Source organism: Streptomyces gilvosporeus, from assembly GCF_002082195.1.
GTDB classification, from domain to species: domain Bacteria; phylum Actinomycetota; class Actinomycetes; order Streptomycetales; family Streptomycetaceae; genus Streptomyces; species Streptomyces gilvosporeus.
The window spans coordinates 4,887,673-4,907,775 of the sequence record NZ_CP020569.1; the positions used below are offsets into that span (position 1 = coordinate 4,887,673).

At 70.9% G+C, this 20,103-nt stretch carries 19 protein-coding genes; 10 read left to right on the forward strand and 9 right to left on the reverse strand.

Features of this window, described 5'->3' with window-relative positions:
• Nucleotides 1-9 precede the first annotated feature (9 nt).
• The gene (locus tag B1H19_RS21755) at nucleotides 10-1,689 is read left to right on the forward strand and encodes a sensor histidine kinase (protein ID WP_083106481.1); all 1,680 of its coding nucleotides are present in this window, start codon (nucleotides 10-12) and stop codon (nucleotides 1,687-1,689) included.
• A 166-nt stretch (nucleotides 1,690-1,855) separates the two neighbouring features.
• The gene (locus B1H19_RS21760; protein ID WP_107426101.1) at nucleotides 1,856-2,983 is read left to right on the forward strand and encodes a M23 family metallopeptidase; all 1,128 of its coding nucleotides are present in this window, start codon (nucleotides 1,856-1,858) and stop codon (nucleotides 2,981-2,983) included.
• Nucleotides 2,984-3,019: 36 nt separating this feature from the next.
• Here B1H19_RS21760 and B1H19_RS21765 read toward each other — a convergent pair whose 3' ends face one another.
• The gene (locus tag B1H19_RS21765) at nucleotides 3,020-3,898 is read right to left on the reverse strand and encodes a Cof-type HAD-IIB family hydrolase (RefSeq protein ID WP_083106483.1); all 879 of its coding nucleotides are present in this window, start codon (nucleotides 3,896-3,898) and stop codon (nucleotides 3,020-3,022) included.
• A 167-nt stretch (nucleotides 3,899-4,065) separates the two neighbouring features.
• On the reverse strand, nucleotides 4,066-4,974 hold the full coding sequence (locus B1H19_RS21770) for an LLM class flavin-dependent oxidoreductase (RefSeq protein WP_083106484.1): 909 nt from the start codon (nucleotides 4,972-4,974) through the stop codon (nucleotides 4,066-4,068).
• Between the two features lie 282 nt (nucleotides 4,975-5,256).
• On the opposite strand from B1H19_RS21770, the gene htpX reads away from it, so the two are divergent.
• Nucleotides 5,257-6,156: a zinc metalloprotease HtpX gene (gene htpX, locus B1H19_RS21775; protein WP_083106485.1), complete on the forward strand. Its 900-nt coding sequence runs from the start codon at nucleotides 5,257-5,259 to the stop codon at nucleotides 6,154-6,156.
• A 42-nt stretch (nucleotides 6,157-6,198) separates the two neighbouring features.
• On the forward strand, nucleotides 6,199-6,762 hold the full coding sequence (gene pspAB / locus B1H19_RS21780; RefSeq protein WP_083106486.1) for a PspA-associated protein PspAB: 564 nt from the start codon (nucleotides 6,199-6,201) through the stop codon (nucleotides 6,760-6,762).
• Between the two features lie 22 nt (nucleotides 6,763-6,784).
• Here the strand turns inward: pspAB and B1H19_RS21785 are convergent, their stop codons facing one another.
• Complete coding sequence (locus B1H19_RS21785) at nucleotides 6,785-7,327, reverse strand: RNA 2'-phosphotransferase (protein ID WP_083106487.1); 543 nt, start codon at nucleotides 7,325-7,327, stop codon at nucleotides 6,785-6,787.
• A gap of 46 nt (nucleotides 7,328-7,373) precedes the next feature.
• Nucleotides 7,374-7,982 (reverse strand): PadR family transcriptional regulator, encoded by a 609-nt coding sequence (locus B1H19_RS21790; RefSeq protein ID WP_107426419.1) that lies wholly within the window; start codon nucleotides 7,980-7,982, stop codon nucleotides 7,374-7,376.
• A 109-nt stretch (nucleotides 7,983-8,091) separates the two neighbouring features.
• Here B1H19_RS21790 and B1H19_RS21795 point away from each other — a divergent pair, with 109 nt between their 5' ends.
• Both B1H19_RS21795 and B1H19_RS21800 read left to right on the forward strand, forming a co-directional pair.
• Nucleotides 8,092-8,676, forward strand: a complete 585-nt coding sequence (locus B1H19_RS21795; RefSeq protein ID WP_083106488.1) for a hypothetical protein — start codon at nucleotides 8,092-8,094, stop codon at nucleotides 8,674-8,676.
• Between the two features lie 4 nt (nucleotides 8,677-8,680).
• Nucleotides 8,681-10,030 (forward strand): carotenoid oxygenase family protein, encoded by a 1,350-nt coding sequence (locus B1H19_RS21800; RefSeq protein WP_083106489.1) that lies wholly within the window; start codon nucleotides 8,681-8,683, stop codon nucleotides 10,028-10,030.
• 40 nt (nucleotides 10,031-10,070) lie between these two features.
• On the opposite strand, the gene B1H19_RS21805 is transcribed toward B1H19_RS21800, so the two are convergent.
• The 4 genes from B1H19_RS21805 to B1H19_RS21820 all read right to left on the reverse strand — a co-directional run bounded on the left by B1H19_RS21805 (nucleotide 10,071) and on the right by B1H19_RS21820 (nucleotide 15,002).
• Nucleotides 10,071-11,177 (reverse strand): MerR family transcriptional regulator, encoded by a 1,107-nt coding sequence (locus tag B1H19_RS21805; protein WP_237289445.1) that lies wholly within the window; start codon nucleotides 11,175-11,177, stop codon nucleotides 10,071-10,073.
• An 84-nt stretch (nucleotides 11,178-11,261) separates the two neighbouring features.
• On the reverse strand, nucleotides 11,262-12,206 hold the full coding sequence (locus B1H19_RS21810; protein ID WP_083106491.1) for a metal-dependent hydrolase: 945 nt from the start codon (nucleotides 12,204-12,206) through the stop codon (nucleotides 11,262-11,264).
• Between the two features lie 133 nt (nucleotides 12,207-12,339).
• Complete coding sequence (locus tag B1H19_RS21815; protein ID WP_083106492.1) at nucleotides 12,340-14,148, reverse strand: SDR family oxidoreductase; 1,809 nt, start codon at nucleotides 14,146-14,148, stop codon at nucleotides 12,340-12,342.
• Entirely contained in the window at nucleotides 14,145-15,002 is an 858-nt protein-coding gene (locus B1H19_RS21820; RefSeq protein ID WP_083106493.1) for a M24 family metallopeptidase, read from the reverse strand. Before B1H19_RS21820 ends, B1H19_RS21815 begins: the two co-directional genes overlap by 4 nt.
• 341 nt (nucleotides 15,003-15,343) lie before the next feature.
• Between B1H19_RS21820 and B1H19_RS21825 the strand changes: the two genes are divergently transcribed.
• The 4 genes from B1H19_RS21825 to B1H19_RS21840 all read left to right on the forward strand — a co-directional run bounded on the left by B1H19_RS21825 (nucleotide 15,344) and on the right by B1H19_RS21840 (nucleotide 19,145).
• Entirely contained in the window at nucleotides 15,344-16,453 is a 1,110-nt protein-coding gene (locus B1H19_RS21825; RefSeq protein WP_237289864.1) for an ABC transporter ATP-binding protein, read from the forward strand.
• Nucleotides 16,443-17,384 (forward strand): ABC transporter permease, encoded by a 942-nt coding sequence (locus B1H19_RS21830; RefSeq protein ID WP_083106495.1) that lies wholly within the window; start codon nucleotides 16,443-16,445, stop codon nucleotides 17,382-17,384. The genes B1H19_RS21825 and B1H19_RS21830 overlap by 11 nt, the downstream gene beginning before the upstream one ends.
• Before the next feature lie 49 nt (nucleotides 17,385-17,433).
• Nucleotides 17,434-18,345 (forward strand): ABC transporter ATP-binding protein, encoded by a 912-nt coding sequence (locus tag B1H19_RS21835; protein WP_083106496.1) that lies wholly within the window; start codon nucleotides 17,434-17,436, stop codon nucleotides 18,343-18,345.
• 80 nt (nucleotides 18,346-18,425) lie between these two features.
• A complete protein-coding gene (locus B1H19_RS21840; RefSeq protein ID WP_083109790.1) occupies nucleotides 18,426-19,145 on the forward strand; it encodes an ABC transporter permease in 720 nt (239 codons plus the stop codon).
• Between the two features lie 57 nt (nucleotides 19,146-19,202).
• Here B1H19_RS21840 and mltG read toward each other — a convergent pair whose 3' ends face one another.
• Complete coding sequence (gene mltG, locus B1H19_RS21845) at nucleotides 19,203-20,030, reverse strand: endolytic transglycosylase MltG (protein WP_083106497.1); 828 nt, start codon at nucleotides 20,028-20,030, stop codon at nucleotides 19,203-19,205.
• Between the last annotated feature and the right edge of the window lie 73 nt (nucleotides 20,031-20,103).

A 20,103-nucleotide genomic window follows, 5' to 3' on the forward strand; every position in this document is an offset into this window, starting at 1 on the left:
CCGGACCCGATGGACGCGGCCACCGAGGTCACCCGCAGTCTCCAGGGACTGTCGTCCGAGCTGACCTCCCGGATCCCGCGGCTGCTGGAGGCGATGCGGACGGTCGGCGCCGGGCTTGATCTGCACGTCACCCTCGACCGGATCGCGCAGACGGCCGCCGAACTCGCCGACGCCCGCTACGCCGCGATCGGGATCATCGACGAGACCCGCGAGGGGCTGTCTGACTTTGTCACCTACGGCGTGACCGCTCAGCAGCACCAGCGGATCGGCGCCCTGCCCGACGGCCACAAGGGCCTGCTCGGTGCGCTGATCCACGACCCCAAGCCGCTGCGCCTGGCCGATCTCGGCCAGGATCCGCGCTCGGCCGGATTCCCGCCGGGGCATCCGCCGATGCGGACGTTCCTGGGGGTGCCGATCCAGGTGCAGGGCGAGATCTTCGGCAACCTCTATCTCACGGAGAAGCGCGGCGGCGGCCAGTTCAGCGAGGAGGACCTGCACATGGTCCGGGTGCTCGCCGCCGAGGCCGGGATCGCCATCGGCAACGCCCGGATGCATGCGGCGACCCGGCAGCGCGAACGCTGGATCGACGGTTCGGTCGCCGTGACCACCGAACTCCTGGCGGGCAGCGATGTCGACGACGCCCTCGCGGTGGTCGCCGAACAGGCGCAGCGGCTGGCGGAGTCGGCGGCCGGCATCGTGCTGCTGCCCGATGGCGAGGGCGGGCTGGAGATCGTCGCGGTGTCCGCGGACGACCCCACCGGCATCATGGGCACGCATATCCCGCCCGACAGCCCGGTGGCGGAACAACTCCTCGCCGGGGAACCGGTGTTCGTGGACGATTCGGCCACCGATCCGCGGATGGTGACGGCCATCGCGCCGCGCTTCGGCCCGAGCATGATGCTGCCGCTCAAGAGCGGGGGGCGGGTACTGGGCACGCTCACCATTCCGCGCAACCGCGGCGCCCGCCCGTACACCGCCGCCGAGCGGACGCTGGCCACCCAGTTCGCGGCGCAGGCCGCACTGGCGCTGGTGCTGGCCGATGCGCAGCGCGACCGCGAGCGGCTGGCGGTCCTCGAAGACCGCGACCGGATCGCCCGTGACCTGCACGATCTGGTCATCCAGCGGCTGTTCGCGACCGGAATGATGCTGGAGAGCGCATACCGCAAGTCGACGGTGCCGGAGGTGGCACAGGGCGTCGGCAAGGCGGTCGACGAGCTGGATGTGACCATCCAGGAGATCCGGACCGCGATCTTCGCGCTCCAGCAGAGCCCGGCCGAGGCGCCGTCCGGGCTGCGCACCAGGGTGCTGCGGGAGATCGGCACCGCCGCCGTACCGCTCGGCTTCCAGCCGTCGGCGAACTTCATCGGCCCGGTCGACTCCCGGGTGGGCGAGCTGACCGGCAAGAATCTCATCGCCGCACTGCGCGAGGCGCTCTCCAACGCCTTCCGGCACGCCCAGGCATCCCGGATCGAGGTCGTCGTCGACGCCACGATCACCTTGCCGGACGGGTCCGAAGGGGTCCGGCTGACGGTCACCGACGACGGCATCGGCATCCCGCCGGGCGGCCGCCGCAGCGGTCTGAAGAACCTTGCCCGGCGTGCGGAATCGCTCGGCGGGTCCAGTACGTACGGCCCCGGGCTGGGCGAGGGCGGCAGCGGCACGAAGGTGACGTGGGAGGCGCCGCTGTAGGGGAGCGGCAGGCGCCCGCAAGGGGGGCGGCGCTCGCCCGTTCGGGGCGTTGGACGGGCCGTAGGAGCCTGAGGTCCGGCGGTTCTGGTGTATTTCGGACCAATCTCGGCCTATGCGTTCATCGGCGTATCGGAAGGAGCGGGGGGTTCAACGGGCAGGGGTGCGCATGCTGTGCGCATTCGCCCTGGTGGTGTCGGCTGCGGTGGGAATCTCCGCGCCGTACGCCCCGAAGGCGAGGGCGGCCGTCATCCGGTGGCACCCCGTCGGCGACCATCCCGTCGTGGCCGGCGGACCGCGTGTGATGTCGGGCCGTCCGCCCGGGCGACGGCTGGCCGACGTGAGCCTGGAGGTGATCCGGCTGGGCGAGGCGTCCCGCCGGGCGAGCCGGTCGTACGAGGCCAGGCGGCGCGCGGAGCTGGCGGAGCGGGCCGAGAGCGGCCGGCTGCACCGGGAGCGGGACCGGGCCCGGCGGCTGGCCGCGACGCTGCGCCGACGGGCGGGAGCGATCGCCGACGCGCAGTACCGTACCGGCAGCCTGGTGGCGTACACCCTGCACGAGGCGGCCGCCGAGGACCACAAACCGCTGGTCAGCGTGTACGAGGAGACGACGCGGCGGGAGCGGGCGCTGGCGGCCCGGTTGGGTGCGCTACGGCGTGCGGGGCGCGAGCTGGCGGACGGCAGTGCGCTCGCAAGTGCCCGTGCGGCCGCGTTCGCCGCCGATCGCGAGCGGCTCGGCCAGGCGCGGGCACGAGCCGACCGGGGCCTGGATTCGGCCCGTGACAGGCTGCGGCGGCTGGCCTCGCAGGTGTCCCGGAGCGGCAGCTGCGGCACGCTGCCGAGCGCGGTGACCACCGCGGCCAGGGCAGCCGCCCCGGTGGCAGCCCCGAGCGACCCCTGGACGCGCCCGGTGGAGAACTACGCGCTGTCCTCTCCCTTCGGCGGCTCGGGCGCCCACTGGGCCTCCGGCCATACGGGCCAGGATTTCGCGGTGCCGGTGGGCACGCCCGTACGCGCCGTGGGCGCAGGCCGTATCGAGAGCCTGACCTGCGGCGACGGCTTCGGGATCAGCATGGTCGTACGCCATCGCGACGGCCTGTACACCCAGTACGCGCATCTGTCGGCGGTGCTGGCCGGGCCCGGACGTCGGGTCGCCCCCGGGGAACGGATCGCGTTGTCCGGTGACACCGGAAACTCCACCGGTCCGCATCTGCACTTCGAGGTGCGGCATACGCCCTCTCTGGGGTCGGGCGTCGACCCGGTGCCCTGGCTGCGCGAGCACGGGGTCACGGTGTGAGGCGCACCGCGGGCGGCCGGCGGGGCGGGCGCCCGCTCAGCGGAGGTGCAGGATGCGCTCGATGACGAGCGCGACGCCGTCGTCGTTGTTGGAGGCCGTACGACGGGTGGTGGCGGCCAGCACGTCGGGGTGGGCGTTGGCCATGGCGTAGGACGTCCCGGCCCAGGTGAGCATCTCTATGTCGTTGGGCATATCGCCGAACGCGACGACCTCCGAGGGGGAGATCCCGCGCTCCGCACAGCAGCGGGCGAGGGTATTGGCCTTGCTGACGCCGGGGCCGCTGATCTCCAGGAGTGCGGTGGGGCTGGAGCGGGTGAAGGACGCGAGATCGCCCGCGGCCTCACGGGCCAGCGTCAGGAAGGCGTCCGGGTCGAGGTCGGGGTGGTGGGCGAGCAGTTTGAGCACCGGCTGGCCGGGGTCCTCCGGGGCGGAGGGCGCCGCGAAGTCCTCGGCCAGGAGCTTCTCGGCCGGGGCGACTATGGCGGTCGGGTCCAGATGGAGGGGCGGGTAGCCCGGCTCGTGGTGGAAGCTGCCGGTGCGCTCGACGGCGAAGGACGTACCGGGGGCGGCGGCGCGCAGCGCGATGACGACGTCCAGCGCGACGGTGTGTTCCAGGGGGCTGACCTCGACGATGCGGCGGCCGCGGTGCAGGTCGACGACGGCCGCGCCGTTTGCGCAGATCGCCAGGCCGTGGCCGTGCACATGGTCGCTGACGACGTCCATCCAGCGGGCCGGGCGGCCGGTGACGAAGAAGACCTCGATGCCGGCCTCCTCGGCGGCGGCCAGCGCGGCGATGGTGCGGTCGGAGACCGTCTTGTCGTCGCGCAGCAGCGTGCCGTCGAGGTCGGTGGCGATCAGCCGGGTCGGCCGGGACGGAACGACCGGCTCGGGCGGCGTGGCGGAGGCGTCAGTCACGGGGCCATCTTCGCTTACCGGGCCGCACAGGTGTGCGCTGGGGCGCGCGTCCGAGCCGCCGGGCGGGCCCGCGTCCGACCGTCCGGTGCGGGCCCGCGGCCGAGCCTGGCAGGTGGGCGTCCCCCCCCCGAGCCGCAGAGGCCGGTCCGGCGCCCCTGCGCCCCTGGTCACCCGAGCTGGGACAGAGCCTCGGTGGCGATCCGCTCGAAGACCTTCTGGTCCGCGGCGAACACGGAGTCCGGTATCGGTGCGTGGATGACGATCTCGGTGAAGCCGAGCGCACGGTGCCGGCCCGCGAAGTCCACGAACGCGTCCAGCGACTCCAGCGGGCGGCCGCCGTCCGGGGTGAAGCCGGTGAGCAGGATCCTGTCCAGCTCCGCGCTGTCCCGGCCGACGTCCGAGCACGCCTTTTCCAGCTTCTCCAGCTGGCCGCGGAGCGCCTCCACGGAGTCCTCGGGAGTGCCGGTCGCGGAGATCTTGGGGTCGCCGGTCGTCACCCATGCCTGGCCGTGGCGCGCGGCGAGCCGCAGCCCGCGCGGACCGGTGGCGGCGACGGCGAAGGGGAGACGGGGGCGCTGCGCACAGCCGGGGATGTTGCGCGCTTCGTCGGCCGAGTAGTGCGTGCCTTCGTGGGAGACGGCACCCTCGGTGAGCAGTCGGTCGAGCAGCGGCACGAACTCGCCGAAGCGGTCCGCCCGTTCGCGCGGTGTCCAGGGCTCCTGGCCGAGCGCGGTGGCATCGAAGCCGTTGCCGCCGGCGCCGATACCGAGGGTGATCCGGCCGCCGGAGATGTCGTCGAGGGTGATCAGTTCCTTGGCGAGGGTGACCGGGTGCCGGAAGTTGGGCGAGGTCACCAGCGTGCCCAGGCGCAGCCGCGAGGTGGCCGCCGCGGCCGCGGTCAGGGTCGGTATCGCGCCGAACCATGCCTGCTCGCGGAAGGACCGCCAGGACAGGTGATCGTAGGTGTAGGCGGTGTGGAATCCGAGCTCTTCCGCGCGCTGCCACTGCTCGCGGCCGCCCTCGTGCCAGCGGCGGACGGGAAGGATCACGGTGCTCAGTCGGAGGGGAGCGCTCATGGCGTAAAGCGTACGGGGAGGGCCGGAAGGCTCGGAGTGACTCCGGTCCGGGAGGGCGGCGCTGCAGGCCCGCGGCCTGCCGGGGACATCGGTCCTCCGGTTCCGTCGCTGAGTGCGTGCGCGGTGTTTCACGTGAAACATAGCTCCGGGCTTTACCCCGCATATAGCGGTGAAGAGGGAGAATCGGATCAGCGGCGCAGTGCGCAGGGCGCGGCGCGTGGGTGAGAAGGCGCGCGAAGCGGTCCGGCGGCTGCCCGAAGCGCGGTGCGATGTGGAGGAGCCATGGCACAGACCCGATTCGCCCCCGACCGCGGGCTGACCTCGCGCATGGTCACAACGATGTTCTTCATCGGATTGCTGTACGTCGTGGTCGTCAGCGTGCTCGTGGTGCTGCTCAAGGGCGCCTGGGCGGTGGTGTTGATCATCGCCGGGGGTCTGTTCGTCGCGCAGTTCTGGTTCAGCGACCGGATCGCGGCGTTCAGCATGGGCGCCCGCGAGGTCACACCGGAGGAGGCCCCCGAGCTGCACGGTGCCGTCGACCGGCTGTGTGCGCTGGCCGATATGCCCAAGCCGCGGGTCGCCATCGCGAATTCGGATGTGCCCAACGCCTTTGCGACGGGCCGGAATCAGAAGAACGCGATGGTGTGCGCGACGACGGGGCTGCTGCGACGGCTGGAGCCGGAGGAGTTGGAGGGCGTGCTGGCGCATGAGCTCTCGCATGTCGCACACCGCGACGTCGTGGTGATGACCATTGCGTCGTTCCTCGGCGTGCTGGCGGGGATCATCACCAGGGCCGCCCTGTGGAGCGGCGTCGGACGCAACAACCGCGACCAGAACGCCGCCATCGCCGTACTGATCGTCACCGCCGTCAGCGTGGTCGTCTATGCCGTGAGCTTCCTGCTCACCCGGCTGCTGTCCCGCTACCGCGAGCTGTCCGCGGACCGCGCGGCCGCGATACTGACCGGCCGCCCGTCGGCGCTGGCCTCGGCGCTGACCAAGGTCACCGGGCAGATGGCGCGGATCCCGACCGAGGACCTGCGCAAGGTCGAGCCGTTCAACGCCTTCTTCTTCGCGCCGGCGTTCAACCAGGAGACCGTCAGCCGGCTGCTGTCCTCGCACCCGACGCTGGAACAGCGGCTCGACCAGCTCGGCCGGATCGCGGCGCAGTTGGGGCGGCCCTGAGCGGCTCCGTAACGGAACCGAAGAGAGGAAAGCAGGTCACGCATGGGATTTCTGGACGCCCTTCTGGGCCGCAGCAAGCCGGTACGCCCCGATCTCGATCAGCTCTTCGCGCTGCCGTCCGCCGCCGTCACCCTGGAGGCCGCGGCGGGCTTGCGACCGACCGGCCTGGGTTCGGTGTGCTTCGCGAGCGTGGAGGGCGGGGCGTTCTCCCGGATCCAGGACGAGGCGCGGGGGCTGCTGGGCGGCTCGGTGGAGTTCTCCCAGGACGCGTACGGCTACACCTGGCTGCTGGCGCGGCACCCGGAGCAGGACGTGGCGGGATTGGTCAATGACCTGCACGCGGTCAATACGTCGCTGGAAGAGGCGGGGTTCGGCCCCCAGTTGCTGTGCTCGCTGATCGGATTCCGCGACGGGAAGGACCGCTCGCTGGCGCTCGTCTACCTCTACAAACGTGGCACGTTCTATCCGTTCGCACCGCAGCCCGGCGGTGGTGAGAAGCGGGACAACCCGCTGGAGCTTCAGGTGCGGGCGATGCTCGGGGACGATCTGACGATCGAGAAGGACCTGGCGCGGTGGTTCCCGGTATGGGGTGCACCCGGGCTGTGAGCTGGGCTTTCGTTCCGCCATCTCAGTCCGGGAAGCGAAGGAACTCCGGCGGTACCCGAGCGGTGAGCCAGACCCCGTTGGCGCTGACCTGGAAGACATGGCCGGCCTTGTGCATCGCGCCCGCGTCAACGGTCAGGACCACGGCCTTGCCGCGTCGGGCGCCGACCCGGGTCGCGGTTTCGCGGTCCGGCGAGAGATGGACGGCATGCCGGGACATCGGCCGCAAGCCCTCATGCCGGATCGCGGCAACGCTGCGGGCGACCGTGCCGTGGAAGAGATGCGCGGGCGGTTCGGCCGGCGGCAGATCGAGGTCGACACGGATCGAATGGCCCTGGTTGGCGCGGATGCGGCCGTCCTCGATGGTGTAGCGCTGCTTGTCGTTGTCCGCGACGACGGTGTCCAACTCGGCTCGGGAGAAGCGGAATCCGTGCCGCGCGGCCGCCTCGATCAGTTCCGGTACCGGCACCCAGCCCTGGGCGTCGAGCGTGATGCCGATCCGTTCCGGCTCATGCCGCAGATGTTTCGCCAGATATTTGGAAATGCGCACGGAGCGCTGGGGGTTCATGCCTCCAGAGTGCCGCTCGGTGCGTTCTGGGACATCTGGTTTTCGGTCAGGCGCTATCCGCCCCTGACGCCCCTGACTCCTCCGACTCCTCGGCATCCTCGCGTCCTTTCCTGACCCGCTCACTCGCCGCCTGTGCCCTGGCATGCCCGATCTCCTCGGCGGCCCAGCGGGCCCAGTCCGCCTGCATCGCCGACTGGCGCAGGCCGTACTCCAGCGCGAGACGCCCGTAGACCGAGATCATGTCGTCGTCCCAGGGAAGGTTCTTGTCGAGCTGCTCGAGGGCGCTGTGCGTACGGGAGGCGGACTCGGCCCGGGACAGCAGGTATGTACGGGCCTCGAGCGGCGTGAGGACGCCCAGGAAGAAGACCCGCAGGAGTCCGTCGGAGCGCGGGGGCCCGCTGGGCTCGACCTCGATGATCCAGCGCCGCAGTTCGTCCAGCCCGGCGTCGGTGATCGCGTATTCCTTGCGGCCGCGGGGGCCTTCGGCGGCGACCTCGGCCATGCCCGCTGCCGTGAGTTTGGTCAGCTCCCCGTAGACCTGGCTCTGCGTGGCGGGCCAGACGTTCGCGAGCGAGGCGTTGAACAGCTTCATCAGGTCGTAGCCGCTGGCGGGGGCCTCCGCCAGCAGGCCCAGCACGGCGTGTCTCAGGCTCATGACCACCACATTACCTTCCACTATTGACATGTCAAAGAAGGACCTTCTATCTTCGACATGTCGAAGTTGGAATGTGGGCCGACGCTCGGTCCGGAGGCGAGGGGGGATCATGGGCTATCTGCGGGGCTTCATTCCGTGGCTGGTGTTCGCAGGGGTGGGGTCGTTCGGCTGGCAGTGGGGGGCGCTGGCGGCGCTGGTCATCTCCGTGGCGCTGCTCCTCGCCGACCGTGCAGCCGGGCTCTCCCTCGAGTTCCGGCTGCTGGAGTACGGCACGATCGTGTTCTTCGTGGCCCTGGCGGCCTTGGCCTTTGCTCAACCCCGCAGCGCTCTGCAGCAGTACGGATCCACCCTCTCGATGGGCTGGCTGGCTGTGATCGCCTGGGCGTCGATAGCCGTCCGCCGCCCCTTCACGATGGCCATCGCGCGCCGGATGGCGCCGCCGGAGGTCTGGCACACCCCGCTGTTCCGGCACATCAACGTCGTGCTCACCGCCGCCTGGGCGCTGTCCTTCACCCTGAGCGCGGCCGCGCAGGCGGTCGTCACCGCCGCGCACCTGAGCCTGCTCGTCTCCATCTCGATCCAAGTCGCCGGATTCGTCCTTCCGGCCCGCTTCACCGCCTCGTACCCGGAGCGGGCTCGCGCCCGATTCCTGCGGGACCAGGGCGCTGCGCGGTCCGGCCTTCAGGAGGCATGACGCCATGACCACCGCAAACCCGACCACCGCCACCGAATCCACCGCCCCCGTGCCTCATATGGCCGGCAACTTCGCCCCGGTGAAGGACGAGGTGACCGCCTACGACCTCCCGGTCACGGGCACCATCCCGCCGGAGCTGACCGGCTGGTTCCTGCGCAACGGCCCCAACCCGCGCGATGCCGCCTCCCGGCACTGGTTCTTCGGCGACGGCATGGTGCACGGCCTGCGCCTGGAGGGCGGCCGCGCCGTCTCCTACCGCAACCGCTGGGTCCGTACGGCCAGCTTCACCGACGGCACACCCGCTGTCGACGAGCTCGGCCGCCGCAATCTCACGGCGAGCGCCGCCAATACGCATGTCGTCCGGCACGCCGGACGCACCCTGGCGCTGGTCGAGTCGTCCTTTCCGTACGAGATCGACTGCCGGCCCGGGCATGAGCTGGAGACCATCGGCGCCCATGATTTCGGCGGCCGGCTCACCACCGCGATGACCGCCCACCCCAAGACCTGCCCCACGACGGGCGAGCTGCACTTCTTTGGATACGGCGGCCCGCATCCGCCCTATCTCACCTACCACCGTGCCAATGCGGCAGGGGAGTTGGAGGTCAGCCGGCCCATAGACGTCCCGGCGCCGACGATGATGCACGACTTCCATCTCACCGCCGCCCATGTCGTCTTCATGGACCTCCCGGTCGTTTTCGACCGCAGCCGCCCCGGGATGCCCTACGCCTGGGATCCGGAGTACGGCGCCAGGCTGGGCGTACTGCGCCGCGACGACCCGTACGGCGAGATCCGCTGGCTGTCCATCGACCCCTGCTATGTCTTCCACGCCCTCAACGCCCATGACGACGGGGCGCAGCGCATCGTCCTCCATGTCGCCCGCTATCCCGACTACGGCGCCGACAACCCGTCCCACTTGTGGCGCTGGACCATCGACCTCGCCTCCGGAACGGTGTCCGAGGAGCAGCTCGACGACCAGTTCTGCGAGTTCCCGCGGATAGACGACCGCCTCGCCGGTCAGTCGGCCCGCTTCGGGCACGCCATATCGGCCGAGGTGCCCGGTTCGGGCCCGATACCCGGGGCGCTGCTCCGCTATGACCTGCACTCGGGCGCGGTGGTCCGGCATGACTTCGGTCCCGGCCGCACCCCGAGCGAGGCGGCCTTCGCACCGGCGGACGACCGCCCGGGCGGGCCGGGATGGCTGCTCAGCTATGTCCATGACGCCGCCGACGACACCAGCGATCTGGTGATCCTGGATGCGGAGGACATATCCGCCGCACCGGTCGCGACGGTGCATCTTCCGCAGCGGGTGCCCTACGGGTTCCACGGCAACTGGCTGCCCGATCCGGTGAGTTGAGGGACGAGGCACGCTGAGGCTAGAGAGCCGAGGGCGCGGATCAGCGGCGGGGCGAACGGGAGCGTTCGACGGCGGGTGCGTCCCGTGGGGCCGGGGCCGGGACCGGGGCCGGGGCCGCCAGGGCGTCCATGGTGCGTGCCCGGACCTCGCGGTCGGCGGCGGCGGCGATGAAGGCGGCCATGTTGTCCGGGCCGACCAGGTCGCGTACGGCCTGGGCGGTGTCGGCGGGGAGAAGGACCGGCTCCCGGTCGGTCGCGGGACGGGGGTCTGCGACCGGCCGGGAGGCGGTGCCGGACTGCGCCGCACGGGGGATGCCGGATGCAGGCGCGGTCGCCGCAGCCCGCTCCCCGCTCCTCGCGTCGCGGCTCCCTGCGGGCTCCCCCGGCTGCGCCTCGGCGAGGTGGCGGCGGAGGTAGCGGGTGGCCAGGGTGCGCATGGCGCGGGCGAGTTCGGCGTCGATGGTCTGCTGTGCCAGGGGCCGGAGGCGGCGCACGAGCGCGGCGGCCTCGGCGGCCTCGGTGTCGGTCGGTGGATGGTCCAGATAGGGACGGAAGAGGTGTTCGGTGGTGAAGTCGACGAAGCGGGCCGCGATGTGTTCCACCTGGCCGCGTACCTCGCGCAGATGGCCGGAGATGGCCGGCAGCGGGACGCCGGCGGAGTGGAGCTCGGCGGCGACGGCGAGTTCGCGGGGACTGGGGACGAGGTACTCGTCGTCATGGCCCGGGATACGTTCCAGCACGCCGAGCTCGACGGCCTCGGCCACCGACGCGTCGTCGGAGGTGCCGCCGAAGGCGGTGTCCAGGTCGGCGCGGCTGATACGAGACGCCTTCTCATCGGTCCACGGTCCGTCGATCTCGGCGACCAGACCGAGCACCCCGCCCAGGTCGAGCCCCGCGTTCCAAGCCTCGAGGAGTTCCTTGATGCTGGCCAGGGTGTAGCCGCGGTCGAGGAGGTCGGCGATCTGGCGCAGCCGGGCCAGATGGACGTCGCCGTAGACATTGGCCCGGCCGCGGCGTTCGGGGCGGGGGAGCAGTCCGCGGTCCTGGTAGGCCCGGATCGTACGGACCGTGGCGCCGCTGAGGTGCGCCAGCTCCTCGATGCGGTATTCGGCCGTGCGGGCCCCGGCCGTCGGCGGTTGCTCGGTCACTGCGGTACTCCTCACAAGATGGCCGCCCGCCCCGTCCTGTGGCGGCCGTCCGGTTTCCATGAACGGCCGCCCGACGGCCGCGCGTCACGAAAGGGCCGCGCGGCCCACCGCACCCGCCGCGGCCCGGGCGGCCGGGGAGGACGCCAGGTAGGCGACGGCCGTGCGCAGCGACCCCTCCTGCGAGGGATGGTACGACCGCCGCAGATAGCGAGGTACCGCCGAGCCCAGCTCACGCCAGGAGGGCAGCAGTCCCCTGCGTACGGCGCGGTTGTGCTCGCGCAGCGAGTAGCGGGAGGGGAGGGCGAGCTGAGGATCGTGCCGCAGGAGGTAGGCCGCGCCGCAGACCCAGAGGTAGAGGAGGACGGGTGCCGTGACCGACATCCCGAGGATACGGCGGAGGTAGCGGGCGGGTTCCTCGCCGCCGGTGTGCTGGTACATGTCGAAGGCGACGGCGCGGTGCTCGACCTCTTCGGCACCGTGCCAGCGCAGCAGATCGAGCATGACCGGATCGGGAGCGGCGCGGTCGAGGCCGTCGGCGGCCAGCACCCAGTTGCCGAGCACGGCGGTGAACTGCTCGATGGCGGCTATCAGGGAAAGGCGGAAGCGCAGCCACTCCTGTTGGGGGAGAGGTAGGCCGAGGGGAGGTTTCGCACCCAGGAGGTAGGCGAAGAGGAAGTCGATGTGACGGGTGTAGCGCCCGGTGTCGAGGCCCTGGTGGGCCAAGTGGTCGAGAACGTAGGCGTGCTGGACGCTGTGGGTGGCCTCCTGGCCCATGAAGCCCTTGACGTCCCGGAGGAGTTCCTCGTCCCGGACCAGCGGCAGGGCCTCCTTGAAGACCGTGACGAACCACCGCTCGCCCGCCGGCAGCAGCAGATGCAGCACATTGATGACATGCGTGGCGGTGGGTTCGTCCGGTATCCAGTGCAGCGGTGTGGTGCGCCAGTCGAATGCGACCCGGCGCGGCGCTATCGGGTGGCAGTCCCGCGGATGCGGGGTGTCAGGGGTGCGGGGTGCAGGTGACGTGCTCATGCGCGGCTCCTGATGTGCGCAGAACTCTCCTTGAAGGAACTGAAGAACTGAAGGAACTGAAGAGCAAAAGGAACAAACGGCGACGACGGGATGGCAACGGAGGTGACGCACAGTGCGGTTGGCGCGAGTGCGGTTACAGCGGCGGTTCGATGCGGGCGAGGGCACGCAGGGCGCGCGGGGTGAAGCGGGACATCAGATGGGCGCCGCGTGCCTCCGGGGTGACGGGCACCACCGCCTGGTTGCGCACCACCGCGCGCAGTACGGCATCGGCGACCTTCTCCGGCGGGTAGTTGCGCATCCCGTACAGCCGGGCGGCCTTGGCCTGGCGACGCTTCTCCTCGTCGGCCGAGACGCCGGCGAAACGCGAGGTGGTGGTGATGCCGGTGTTGACCAGTCCAGGGCAGATGGCCGAGACGCCGATGCCCTGGCCCGCCAGCTCGGCGCGCAGACACTCGCTGAGCATCAAGACGGCCGCCTTGGAGGTGCTGTAGGCGGCAAGGATCTTGGACGGCTGATACGCGGCGGCCGAGGCGGTGTTGACGATATGGCCGCCCTGTCCGCGCTCCGCCATCCGCTTGCCGAAGATCCGGCAGCCGTGGATGACCCCCCACAGGTTGACGTCGAGGACCTTCTGCCAGTCCTCGGTGGTGGTGTCGAGGAAGGAGCCGGACAGGCCGATGCCGGCGTTGTTCACCAGGACGTCGACGGTGCCGTAGGCGGCGTCCACCGTGTCGGCGAGCTTCTCCATGGCCGCCTCGTCCGAGACGTCCACGGTCTCGCCCCACGCGTGCGGCGCGCCGATCAGCCGCGCCATATCGGCGGTCCGCGCCGCGCCCTCCGCGTCCCGGTCGACGGCGATGATCCGCGCACCGGCCTCGGCGAAGGCGAACGCGGTGGCCCGCCCGATCCCGCTGGCCGCGCCGGTCACCAGCACCAGCTGTCCGCCGAACCGGTCGGCGTACGGGCCGGTGGCCACCACCTTCTTGGCCGGATCGCCCTCCTCCTGAGCGGTGATGAACTCGGTGATCCAGGAGGTCAGCTGGTCGGGCCGGGTGCGCGGCACCCAGTGCTTGGCCGGGAGGGTACGGCGTACCAGCTGCGGTGCCCACCGCTCCAGGTCGTCATAGAGCCGCTGCGAGAGAAACGCATCGCCGGTCGGAGTGATCAGCTGGACCGGGCAGTGGGCGTAGGCATCGGCGCGCGGGCGGCGCAGTCGCGGGATGACGTTGTCGCGGTAGAGCCAGGCGCCATGGGCAGCGTCCGTGGGCAGCGACGACGTCGGATAACCGCCACCGGGCACCTTCTCCACTCGCTCCAGAATCCTGGGCCAGCGCTTGCCGAGCGGGCCTTTCCATGCCAGCTCGGGCAGTTTGGGGGTGTGCAGCATGTAGACGTACCAGGACTTGGCGCCCTGGTTGAGGAGCTGGGCGGCGCGCCGGGGGGTGGGCCGCGCCATCCGCTTCTTGATCCAGTGGCCGAAGTGGTCCAGCGACGGGCCCGACATCGAGGTGAAGGACGCGATCCGGCCCTCCGTGCGGCGGACCGTGGCGAATTCCCATGCCTGGACGGAGCCCCAGTCATGGCCCACCAGATGGACCGGCCGGCCGGGGCTGACGGCGTCCGCGACGGCCAGGAAGTCATCGGTCAGCTTCTCCAGGGTGAACCCGCCGCGCAGTGGCTTCGGGGCCGTGGAGCGGCCGCAGCCGCGGACGTCGTACAGCACCACATGGAAGCTCTCGGCCAGCCGCTGGGCGACCTCGGACCACACTTCCTTGCTGTCCGGATAGCCGTGCACCAGCATCACCGTGGGCCGCGCGGCATCCCCCAGTTCGGCGACACACAGCTCCACGCCGCCGGTGCGCACCCGGCGCTCCCGCGCCCCCCGGAGCCCCTGCTCCTGACCCTGGTGCGGCCCCTGTCCCGGGCCCTTTCCCGTCTTCACGCGGCCTTCTCCTCCTGCCAGCGCCGCACATGCGGCAGATCGTCGTCCAGCCAAAAGGCGCTTTCCTGGGGGTCCTTGGAGTCGGTGACGACCAGGATTTCCTCGAACTTGGCGCCCGTGCCCCGGAATCCGAGATGGGGTTCGACCGCCCACAGCCCCGGCTGCGGCGGGTGGTCGGAGAAGGAATACGGGCTCCACAGCGGTGACCAGCCCTCCCGGTGGCCGTGCAGCGCGTCGGAGGCCAGGCCCTTGAGGGACTGGGTGCCGAATCCGAAGAGGGTGGGGGACCAGCGGCGCTGCCGGACGCGGTCGATCTTGTGGGCGATGACGCCGAAGGGGTAGGCCCGGTGGCGGTTGGTGTGCCCTTGGCGCACCATCAGCCGCTCCACGTCCTCGTAGATCTCGCGCAGCGGGCGCCGCTCGCGCACCTCGCGCAGGATCAGCTCGCGGTGCGCTTCGAGGTCGGCGAGCAGCCGGTCGTGGACGGGGTTGAGGCCGAGGCAGCCGGAGTAGCCGATATCGGCGGTGAAGCCGTTGTACACGGGGGCCATGTCGAGGATGAAGGCCATCCCCGGTTCCAGCTCGCGGTTGGTCGGGAAGAACTGGAGCGGGATGCGGAAGTTGACGAAGGCGGTGCGGTCGCCGAACCACGCGAACGGCAAATGGAACCAGTCCCGTACGCCGCGCTCGCGCAGCCACTCGCGCTGCATCCGTGCCGCCGCGCGCTCGGTGATCCCGGGCTTGAGCTGCGCGGCGACCGCCTCCGCGCAGTCGTACGCCAGCCGCTGGACCTCTCTGAACCCGCTCAGTTCGGCGGTGCGTGCTGTGGTTCCTGCTGAGGTCGCTGAGGCCATCGCCAACCGTCCGTCCGTAAGCGGTTCATCGCGGTACGCGCCCGTAACTTGCCACTGATGAATGTGACAATGCCTGGCGGCTGCGTCAAGAGGTGTGCAGCACGGGTGTGCGCAGGGGCGTGGGCACGAGGTGCGTCAGGGGCTGGTCAGGGGGCGGGACGGGCGGGCCCGGACGCGGCCGGTCGGCCCGTGGTGTGACGCGACCCTGAGGCCGGGTCCCCTCCAGGCATGACGACCCCTAAGGGTTCCTCGTACCGGAGAGGTACGTGAGGGGAGGGCAGAGACCACCGTCTGGGTTGACGACCGGCGGGCGGCCCGCCTCTACCGTCGAAGGCGTGACTGTGATCGTGACCGAAAGCCTGAGCAAGCGGTTCCCCCGGGTGACCGCTTTGGACCGGCTCTCCGTTGACATCGGCCCCGGCGTGACGGGCCTGGTGGGTGCCAACGGGGCCGGAAAATCCACCCTGATCAAGATCCTTCTCGGCCTGGCCCCGGCCACCGAGGGGACCGCGCACGTCCTCGGCCTGGACGTGACCAAGGACGGTGCGGCCATCCGCGAGCGGGTCGGCTATATGCCCGAGCACGACTGCCTGCCGCCGGACGTCTCGGCCACCGAGTTCGTGGTGCATATGGCCCGGATGTCCGGCCTGCCGCCGACGGCCGCCCGCGAGCGGACCGCGGACACCCTGCGTCATGTCGGCCTCTACGAGGAGCGTTACCGCCCCATGGGCGGCTACTCGACCGGTATGAAGCAGCGGGTGAAGCTGGCTCAGGCGCTGGTGCACGACCCTCAGCTGGTGTTCCTCGACGAGCCGACCAACGGTCTGGACCCGGTCGGCCGGGATGAGATGCTCGGCCTGATCCGCCGCGTCCACACCGACTTCGGGATCTCCGTCCTGGTGACCTCCCACCTGCTCGGTGAGCTGGAGCGCACCTGTGACCATGTCGTCGTCATCGACGGCGGCAAGCTGCTGCGGTCCTCGTCCACGGAGGAGTTCACCCAGGCCACGGCTTCGCTGGCGGTCGAGGTCACGGACACCGACCGCTGCCCGGACGGCACCGCGGCGCTGCGCGCGGCACTGGTCGCGGCCGGAGCCGTGGTCAGCGACGCCGCCGGGACCGAGGGCCTGGCCTCCTCGGGCCATGTGCTCTACGTCGAGGCGTCCGGCGAGGAGACCCACGATCTCGTACGGGACACGGTTGCCGAGCTGGGCCTGGGGCTGATCCGGATGGAACAGCGCCGGCACCGGATAGCGGAGGTCTTCCGCGACGCGGACGCGGACGCAGACGCGGAGGCGAACGGGGAGGCACACAGAGCCGCGGGCGCGGCCATGGCTGCCGCCGCACCGCCCGTCACCTCCGCCGTCGTCAGGCCCTCCGCCGCCGGTGCCCCCGGCGCCCCGTATGCCCCGTACGCCCCTCAGGAAGGAGGCGCCTCCGATGCCGACTGACTCCTCGCCCCCCGCGCCCGCGGCCCCCGCACCGCAGGCCGCCTTCTCCGCCACCGCCGGCGGGGCCTTGATCCACAACATCGGCTACCGCCATTACGACGGTCCCCGCCTGGGCCGTTCCTACGCCCGCCGGTCGCTCTTCTCACAGAGCCTGCGCGGCGCCTACGGACTCGGCCGCTCGGCCAGGACCAAGGTGCTGCCGATGCTGCTCTTCGCGGTGATGTGCCTGCCCGCGGCGATCATGGTCGCGGTGGCGGTGTTCACCAAGGCGAGCAGCCTGCCGGTCTCCTACACCCACTACGCCATCTATCTCCAGGCCGTCATCGGTCTCTATCTGGCCGCCCAGGCCCCGCAGTCCGTGTCCCGCGATCTGCGTTTCAAGACCGTCCCGCTGTATTTCTCCCGCCCCATCGAGCGCGGCGACTATGTGACGGCGAAATTCGCGGCCATGGCGAGCGCCCTGTTCATCCTGACCGCGGCGCCCCTTCTGGTCCTTTACACCGGTGCGCTGCTGGCCAAGCTGGACTTCCTCGACCAGACCAAGGGGCTGGGGCAGGGCCTGGTGTCCGTCGCGCTGCTCTCCCTCCTCTTCGCCGGAATCGGCCTGGTCGTCTCGGCGCTCACGCCCCGCCGCGGCTTCGGCGTCGCCGCCGTGATCGCCGTACTGACCATTCCCTACGGGGCCGTCAGCGCCGTCCAGGGCATCGCCGCCATCCAGGGCAGCGAGACCGCCGTCGGCTGGCTGGGGCTCTTCTCCCCCATCACCCTCATCGACGGAGTGCAGGCGACGTTCCTCGGCGGGACGAGCTCGTTCCCCGACCACCTGGCGCCGTCGACCGCCGCCGGAGCCGTCTATCTCCTCGTCACGCTGACAGCCATCGCGGGCTCCTACGCCCTGCTGACGCTCCGCTACCGGAAGGCCGGCCTGTGACTGCCCGCCCGTCGCCCGACCACCACCCCTCAAGGAATGGGCTGCGCCCATGAGCACTGTCACCATCGACCACGTCTCCCGCTGGTTCGGAAACGTCGTTGCCGTCAACGACATTTCGATGACCATCGCGCCCGGAGTGACCGGCCTGCTCGGCCCCAACGGCGCCGGGAAGTCCACCCTCATCAACATGATGGGCGGCTTCCTCGCCCCCTCCAACGGCACCGTCACCCTCGACGGCAGCACGATCTGGCGCAACGCCGACAGCTACCGCCACATCGGCATCGTCCCCGAGCGCGAGGCGATGTACGACTTCCTCACCGGACGCGAATTCGTCCTGGCCAACGCCGAGTTGCACGGGCTGGGCCGGGCCGAGGCGGCCCGGGCCCTGGCCACGGTGCAGATGGAGTACGCCCAGGACCGCAAGATATCGACGTACAGCAAGGGCATGCGGCAGCGGGTGAAAATGGCGTCCGCGCTGGTCCACGACCCCTCCGTACTGCTGCTGGACGAGCCGTTCAACGGCATGGACCCCCGGCAGCGCATGCAGCTGATGGAGCTGCTGCGGCGGATGGGTGACGAGGGGCGCACGGTTCTGTTCTCCTCGCACATCCTCGAAGAGGTCGAGCAACTCGCCTCGCATATCGAGGTGGTGGTGGCCGGACGGCATGCCGCATCCGGTGACTTCCGCAAGATCCGCCGGCTGATGACCGACCGCCCGCACCGCTATCTCGTCCGGTCCGACAACGACCGCGCGCTGGCCGGTGCGCTGATCGCCGATCCGTCCACGTCCGGCATCGAAGTGGACCTCGCCGAGGGCGCGTTGCGCATCCAGGCCGTCGACTTCGGCCGGTTCACCGCACTCCTGCCGCGGGTCGCCCGCGAGCACGGCATCCGGCTGCTGACGGTCTCGCCGTCCGACGAATCGCTGGAATCCGTCTTCTCCTACCTCGTAGCGGCCTGAGGCCGGAAAGGAGCACCGTCGCCATGTCCACGACCACTCCGGCGGCCCCGCCCGCGCCCGCCGGCGCGCCCCGGGCCGCACTGTTCCACCCCACCGTCGCGCGGCTCACCTACCGCGCCCTGCTGGGCCGGCGCCGTGCGTTGATTCTCTTCGCGCTGCCCGCACTCCTGGTGATCATCGCCGTCGCCATCCGCGCGCTGGCCGGTGCCGACGACACCACCGCGAGCGGGGTCCTGGGCGGTTTCGCACTGGGCACGATGGTGCCGCTGATCGGCGTGATCGCCGGTACGGGCGCGATCGGCCCCGAGATCGACGACGGCTCGGTGGTCTATCTCCTGTCCAAGCCGGTGCGGCGGTCGACGATCATCTTCACCAAACTCCTGGTCGCGACCGGCGTCACGGTCACCTTCTCCGCCGTGCCCGTCCTGCTCGCCGGCTTCGTGCTGAACGGCAACAGCCAGCAGATAGCCGTCGCCTACGCGGTGGCGGCGGCCGTGGCCTCGGTCGCCTACAGCGCGTTCTTCCTCCTGCTCGGCACGATCACCCGCCATGCGGTGGTCTTCGGGCTGGTCTACGCCCTGGTCTGGGAGGCGTTCTTCGGGACGCTGGTCCCCGGCGCCCGGACCCTCAGCGTCCAGCAGTGGGCGCTGGCGGTCGGCCAGAAGGTCGGCGCGGAGGGCGCGCTCACCTCCGATGTCCAACTCCCGCTCGCCCTCTGCCTGCTGGCGGTCGTGACGGTCGGGTCCACCTGGTACGCCGGGCGCCGGCTGAAGTCGCTGACGCTGGCCGGAGAGGAGTGAGGGAAGAGGGGTGACCGGAGAGGGGCGATGGGAGCGGAGTGATATGAGGCCGCGTGCTCAGCCGCCCTGAGCCTGGCCGGTGCCACCGCCGTTCTTCTGGTGCGCATTGAAGTCCCGGACGTTGCGCTGATGCTCGCGATAGTCCGCGGTGAAGCGGGTGTCGCCCGGTGTGACGGTGACGAAGTACAGCCAGTCGCCCTCGGGCGGCGCGCCCGCCGCCTTCAGCGCATCCGCCCCGGGATTGTCGATCGGGGTGGGCGGCAGGCCCGGGTGCCGGTAGGTGTTGTACGGGCTGGTAGTCCTGGTGTCGGCGTGGCTGGTGTGGAGGGTGCTGCGGCCGAGTGCGTAGTTGATGGTCGAGTCCATCTGGAGCGGCATGTTCCTGGCGAGCCGGTTGTCGATGACCCGGGCGACCTTGCCCATGTCGGCCGGCCGGTCCGCCTCGGCCTGCACGATGCTGGCGATCACCACCGTCCGGTAGGCGGCGATGCGGTCGTCGGCCAGATGCTGGCGGGCGGTGTCGACCATGTAGGCGAGCAGCGACGCCGGGGTGGTGTCCTCGCGGATCGGATAGGTGGCCGGGAAGAGGTAGCCCTCCGGATTGCCCTTCGCCTCGGCCGGCAGGTGCAGATGCGCGGTCCTGGCGGCCTTCGCGCTGGTGCCCTCGGGGAGATGCAGCGCCTTGTCCGCGGCGGCGTAGACCTGTGCCGCGCGCCGGCCCTCCGGCACGGTCAGCTGCGCCTCGGGCTGCGGTCCGCGCAGCAGCCGCGGCACGAACAGCACGGCAAGGACGACCAGCACGCACAACACGGCAACAAGAAGCAGCCGGCCCCCGCGGGGCAGCCGCGGCCCGGACCGGCGAACGGTGCGTCGAACAGCGCTCATGGGGGCACCGTAGGCCAGCGGGCCGCGTCACGGGGGCCGCCCCCCTGTCGTGCCGCCGATGAGGGGAGCGGAT

Excerpts from the sequence above, each read along its gene's own strand:
- B1H19_RS21790 (WP_107426419.1), bottom strand. The coding sequence starts at position 7,982 with ATGAGCCTGAGACACGCCGTGCTGGGCCTGCTGGCGGAGGCCCCCGCC.
- htpX (WP_083106485.1), top strand. The coding sequence starts at position 5,257 with ATGGCACAGACCCGATTCGCCCCCGACCGCGGGCTGACCTCGCGCATG.
- B1H19_RS21800 (WP_083106489.1), top strand. The coding sequence starts at position 8,681 with ATGACCACCGCAAACCCGACCACCGCCACCGAATCCACCGCCCCCGTG.
- B1H19_RS21810 (WP_083106491.1), bottom strand. The coding sequence starts at position 12,206 with ATGAGCACGTCACCTGCACCCCGCACCCCTGACACCCCGCATCCGCGG.
- B1H19_RS21835 (WP_083106496.1), top strand. The coding sequence starts at position 17,434 with ATGAGCACTGTCACCATCGACCACGTCTCCCGCTGGTTCGGAAACGTC.
- B1H19_RS21795 (WP_083106488.1), top strand. The coding sequence starts at position 8,092 with ATGGGCTATCTGCGGGGCTTCATTCCGTGGCTGGTGTTCGCAGGGGTG.
- B1H19_RS21785 (WP_083106487.1), bottom strand. The coding sequence starts at position 7,327 with ATGAACCCCCAGCGCTCCGTGCGCATTTCCAAATATCTGGCGAAACAT.
- B1H19_RS21770 (WP_083106484.1), bottom strand. The coding sequence starts at position 4,974 with ATGAGCGCTCCCCTCCGACTGAGCACCGTGATCCTTCCCGTCCGCCGC.
- B1H19_RS21830 (WP_083106495.1), top strand. The coding sequence starts at position 16,443 with ATGCCGACTGACTCCTCGCCCCCCGCGCCCGCGGCCCCCGCACCGCAG.
- B1H19_RS21755 (WP_083106481.1), top strand. The coding sequence starts at position 10 with ATGGACGCGGCCACCGAGGTCACCCGCAGTCTCCAGGGACTGTCGTCC.
- B1H19_RS21820 (WP_083106493.1), bottom strand. The coding sequence starts at position 15,002 with ATGGCCTCAGCGACCTCAGCAGGAACCACAGCACGCACCGCCGAACTG.
- B1H19_RS21760 (WP_107426101.1), top strand. The coding sequence starts at position 1,856 with ATGCTGTGCGCATTCGCCCTGGTGGTGTCGGCTGCGGTGGGAATCTCC.
- mltG (WP_083106497.1), bottom strand. The coding sequence starts at position 20,030 with ATGAGCGCTGTTCGACGCACCGTTCGCCGGTCCGGGCCGCGGCTGCCC.
- pspAB (WP_083106486.1), top strand. The coding sequence starts at position 6,199 with ATGGGATTTCTGGACGCCCTTCTGGGCCGCAGCAAGCCGGTACGCCCC.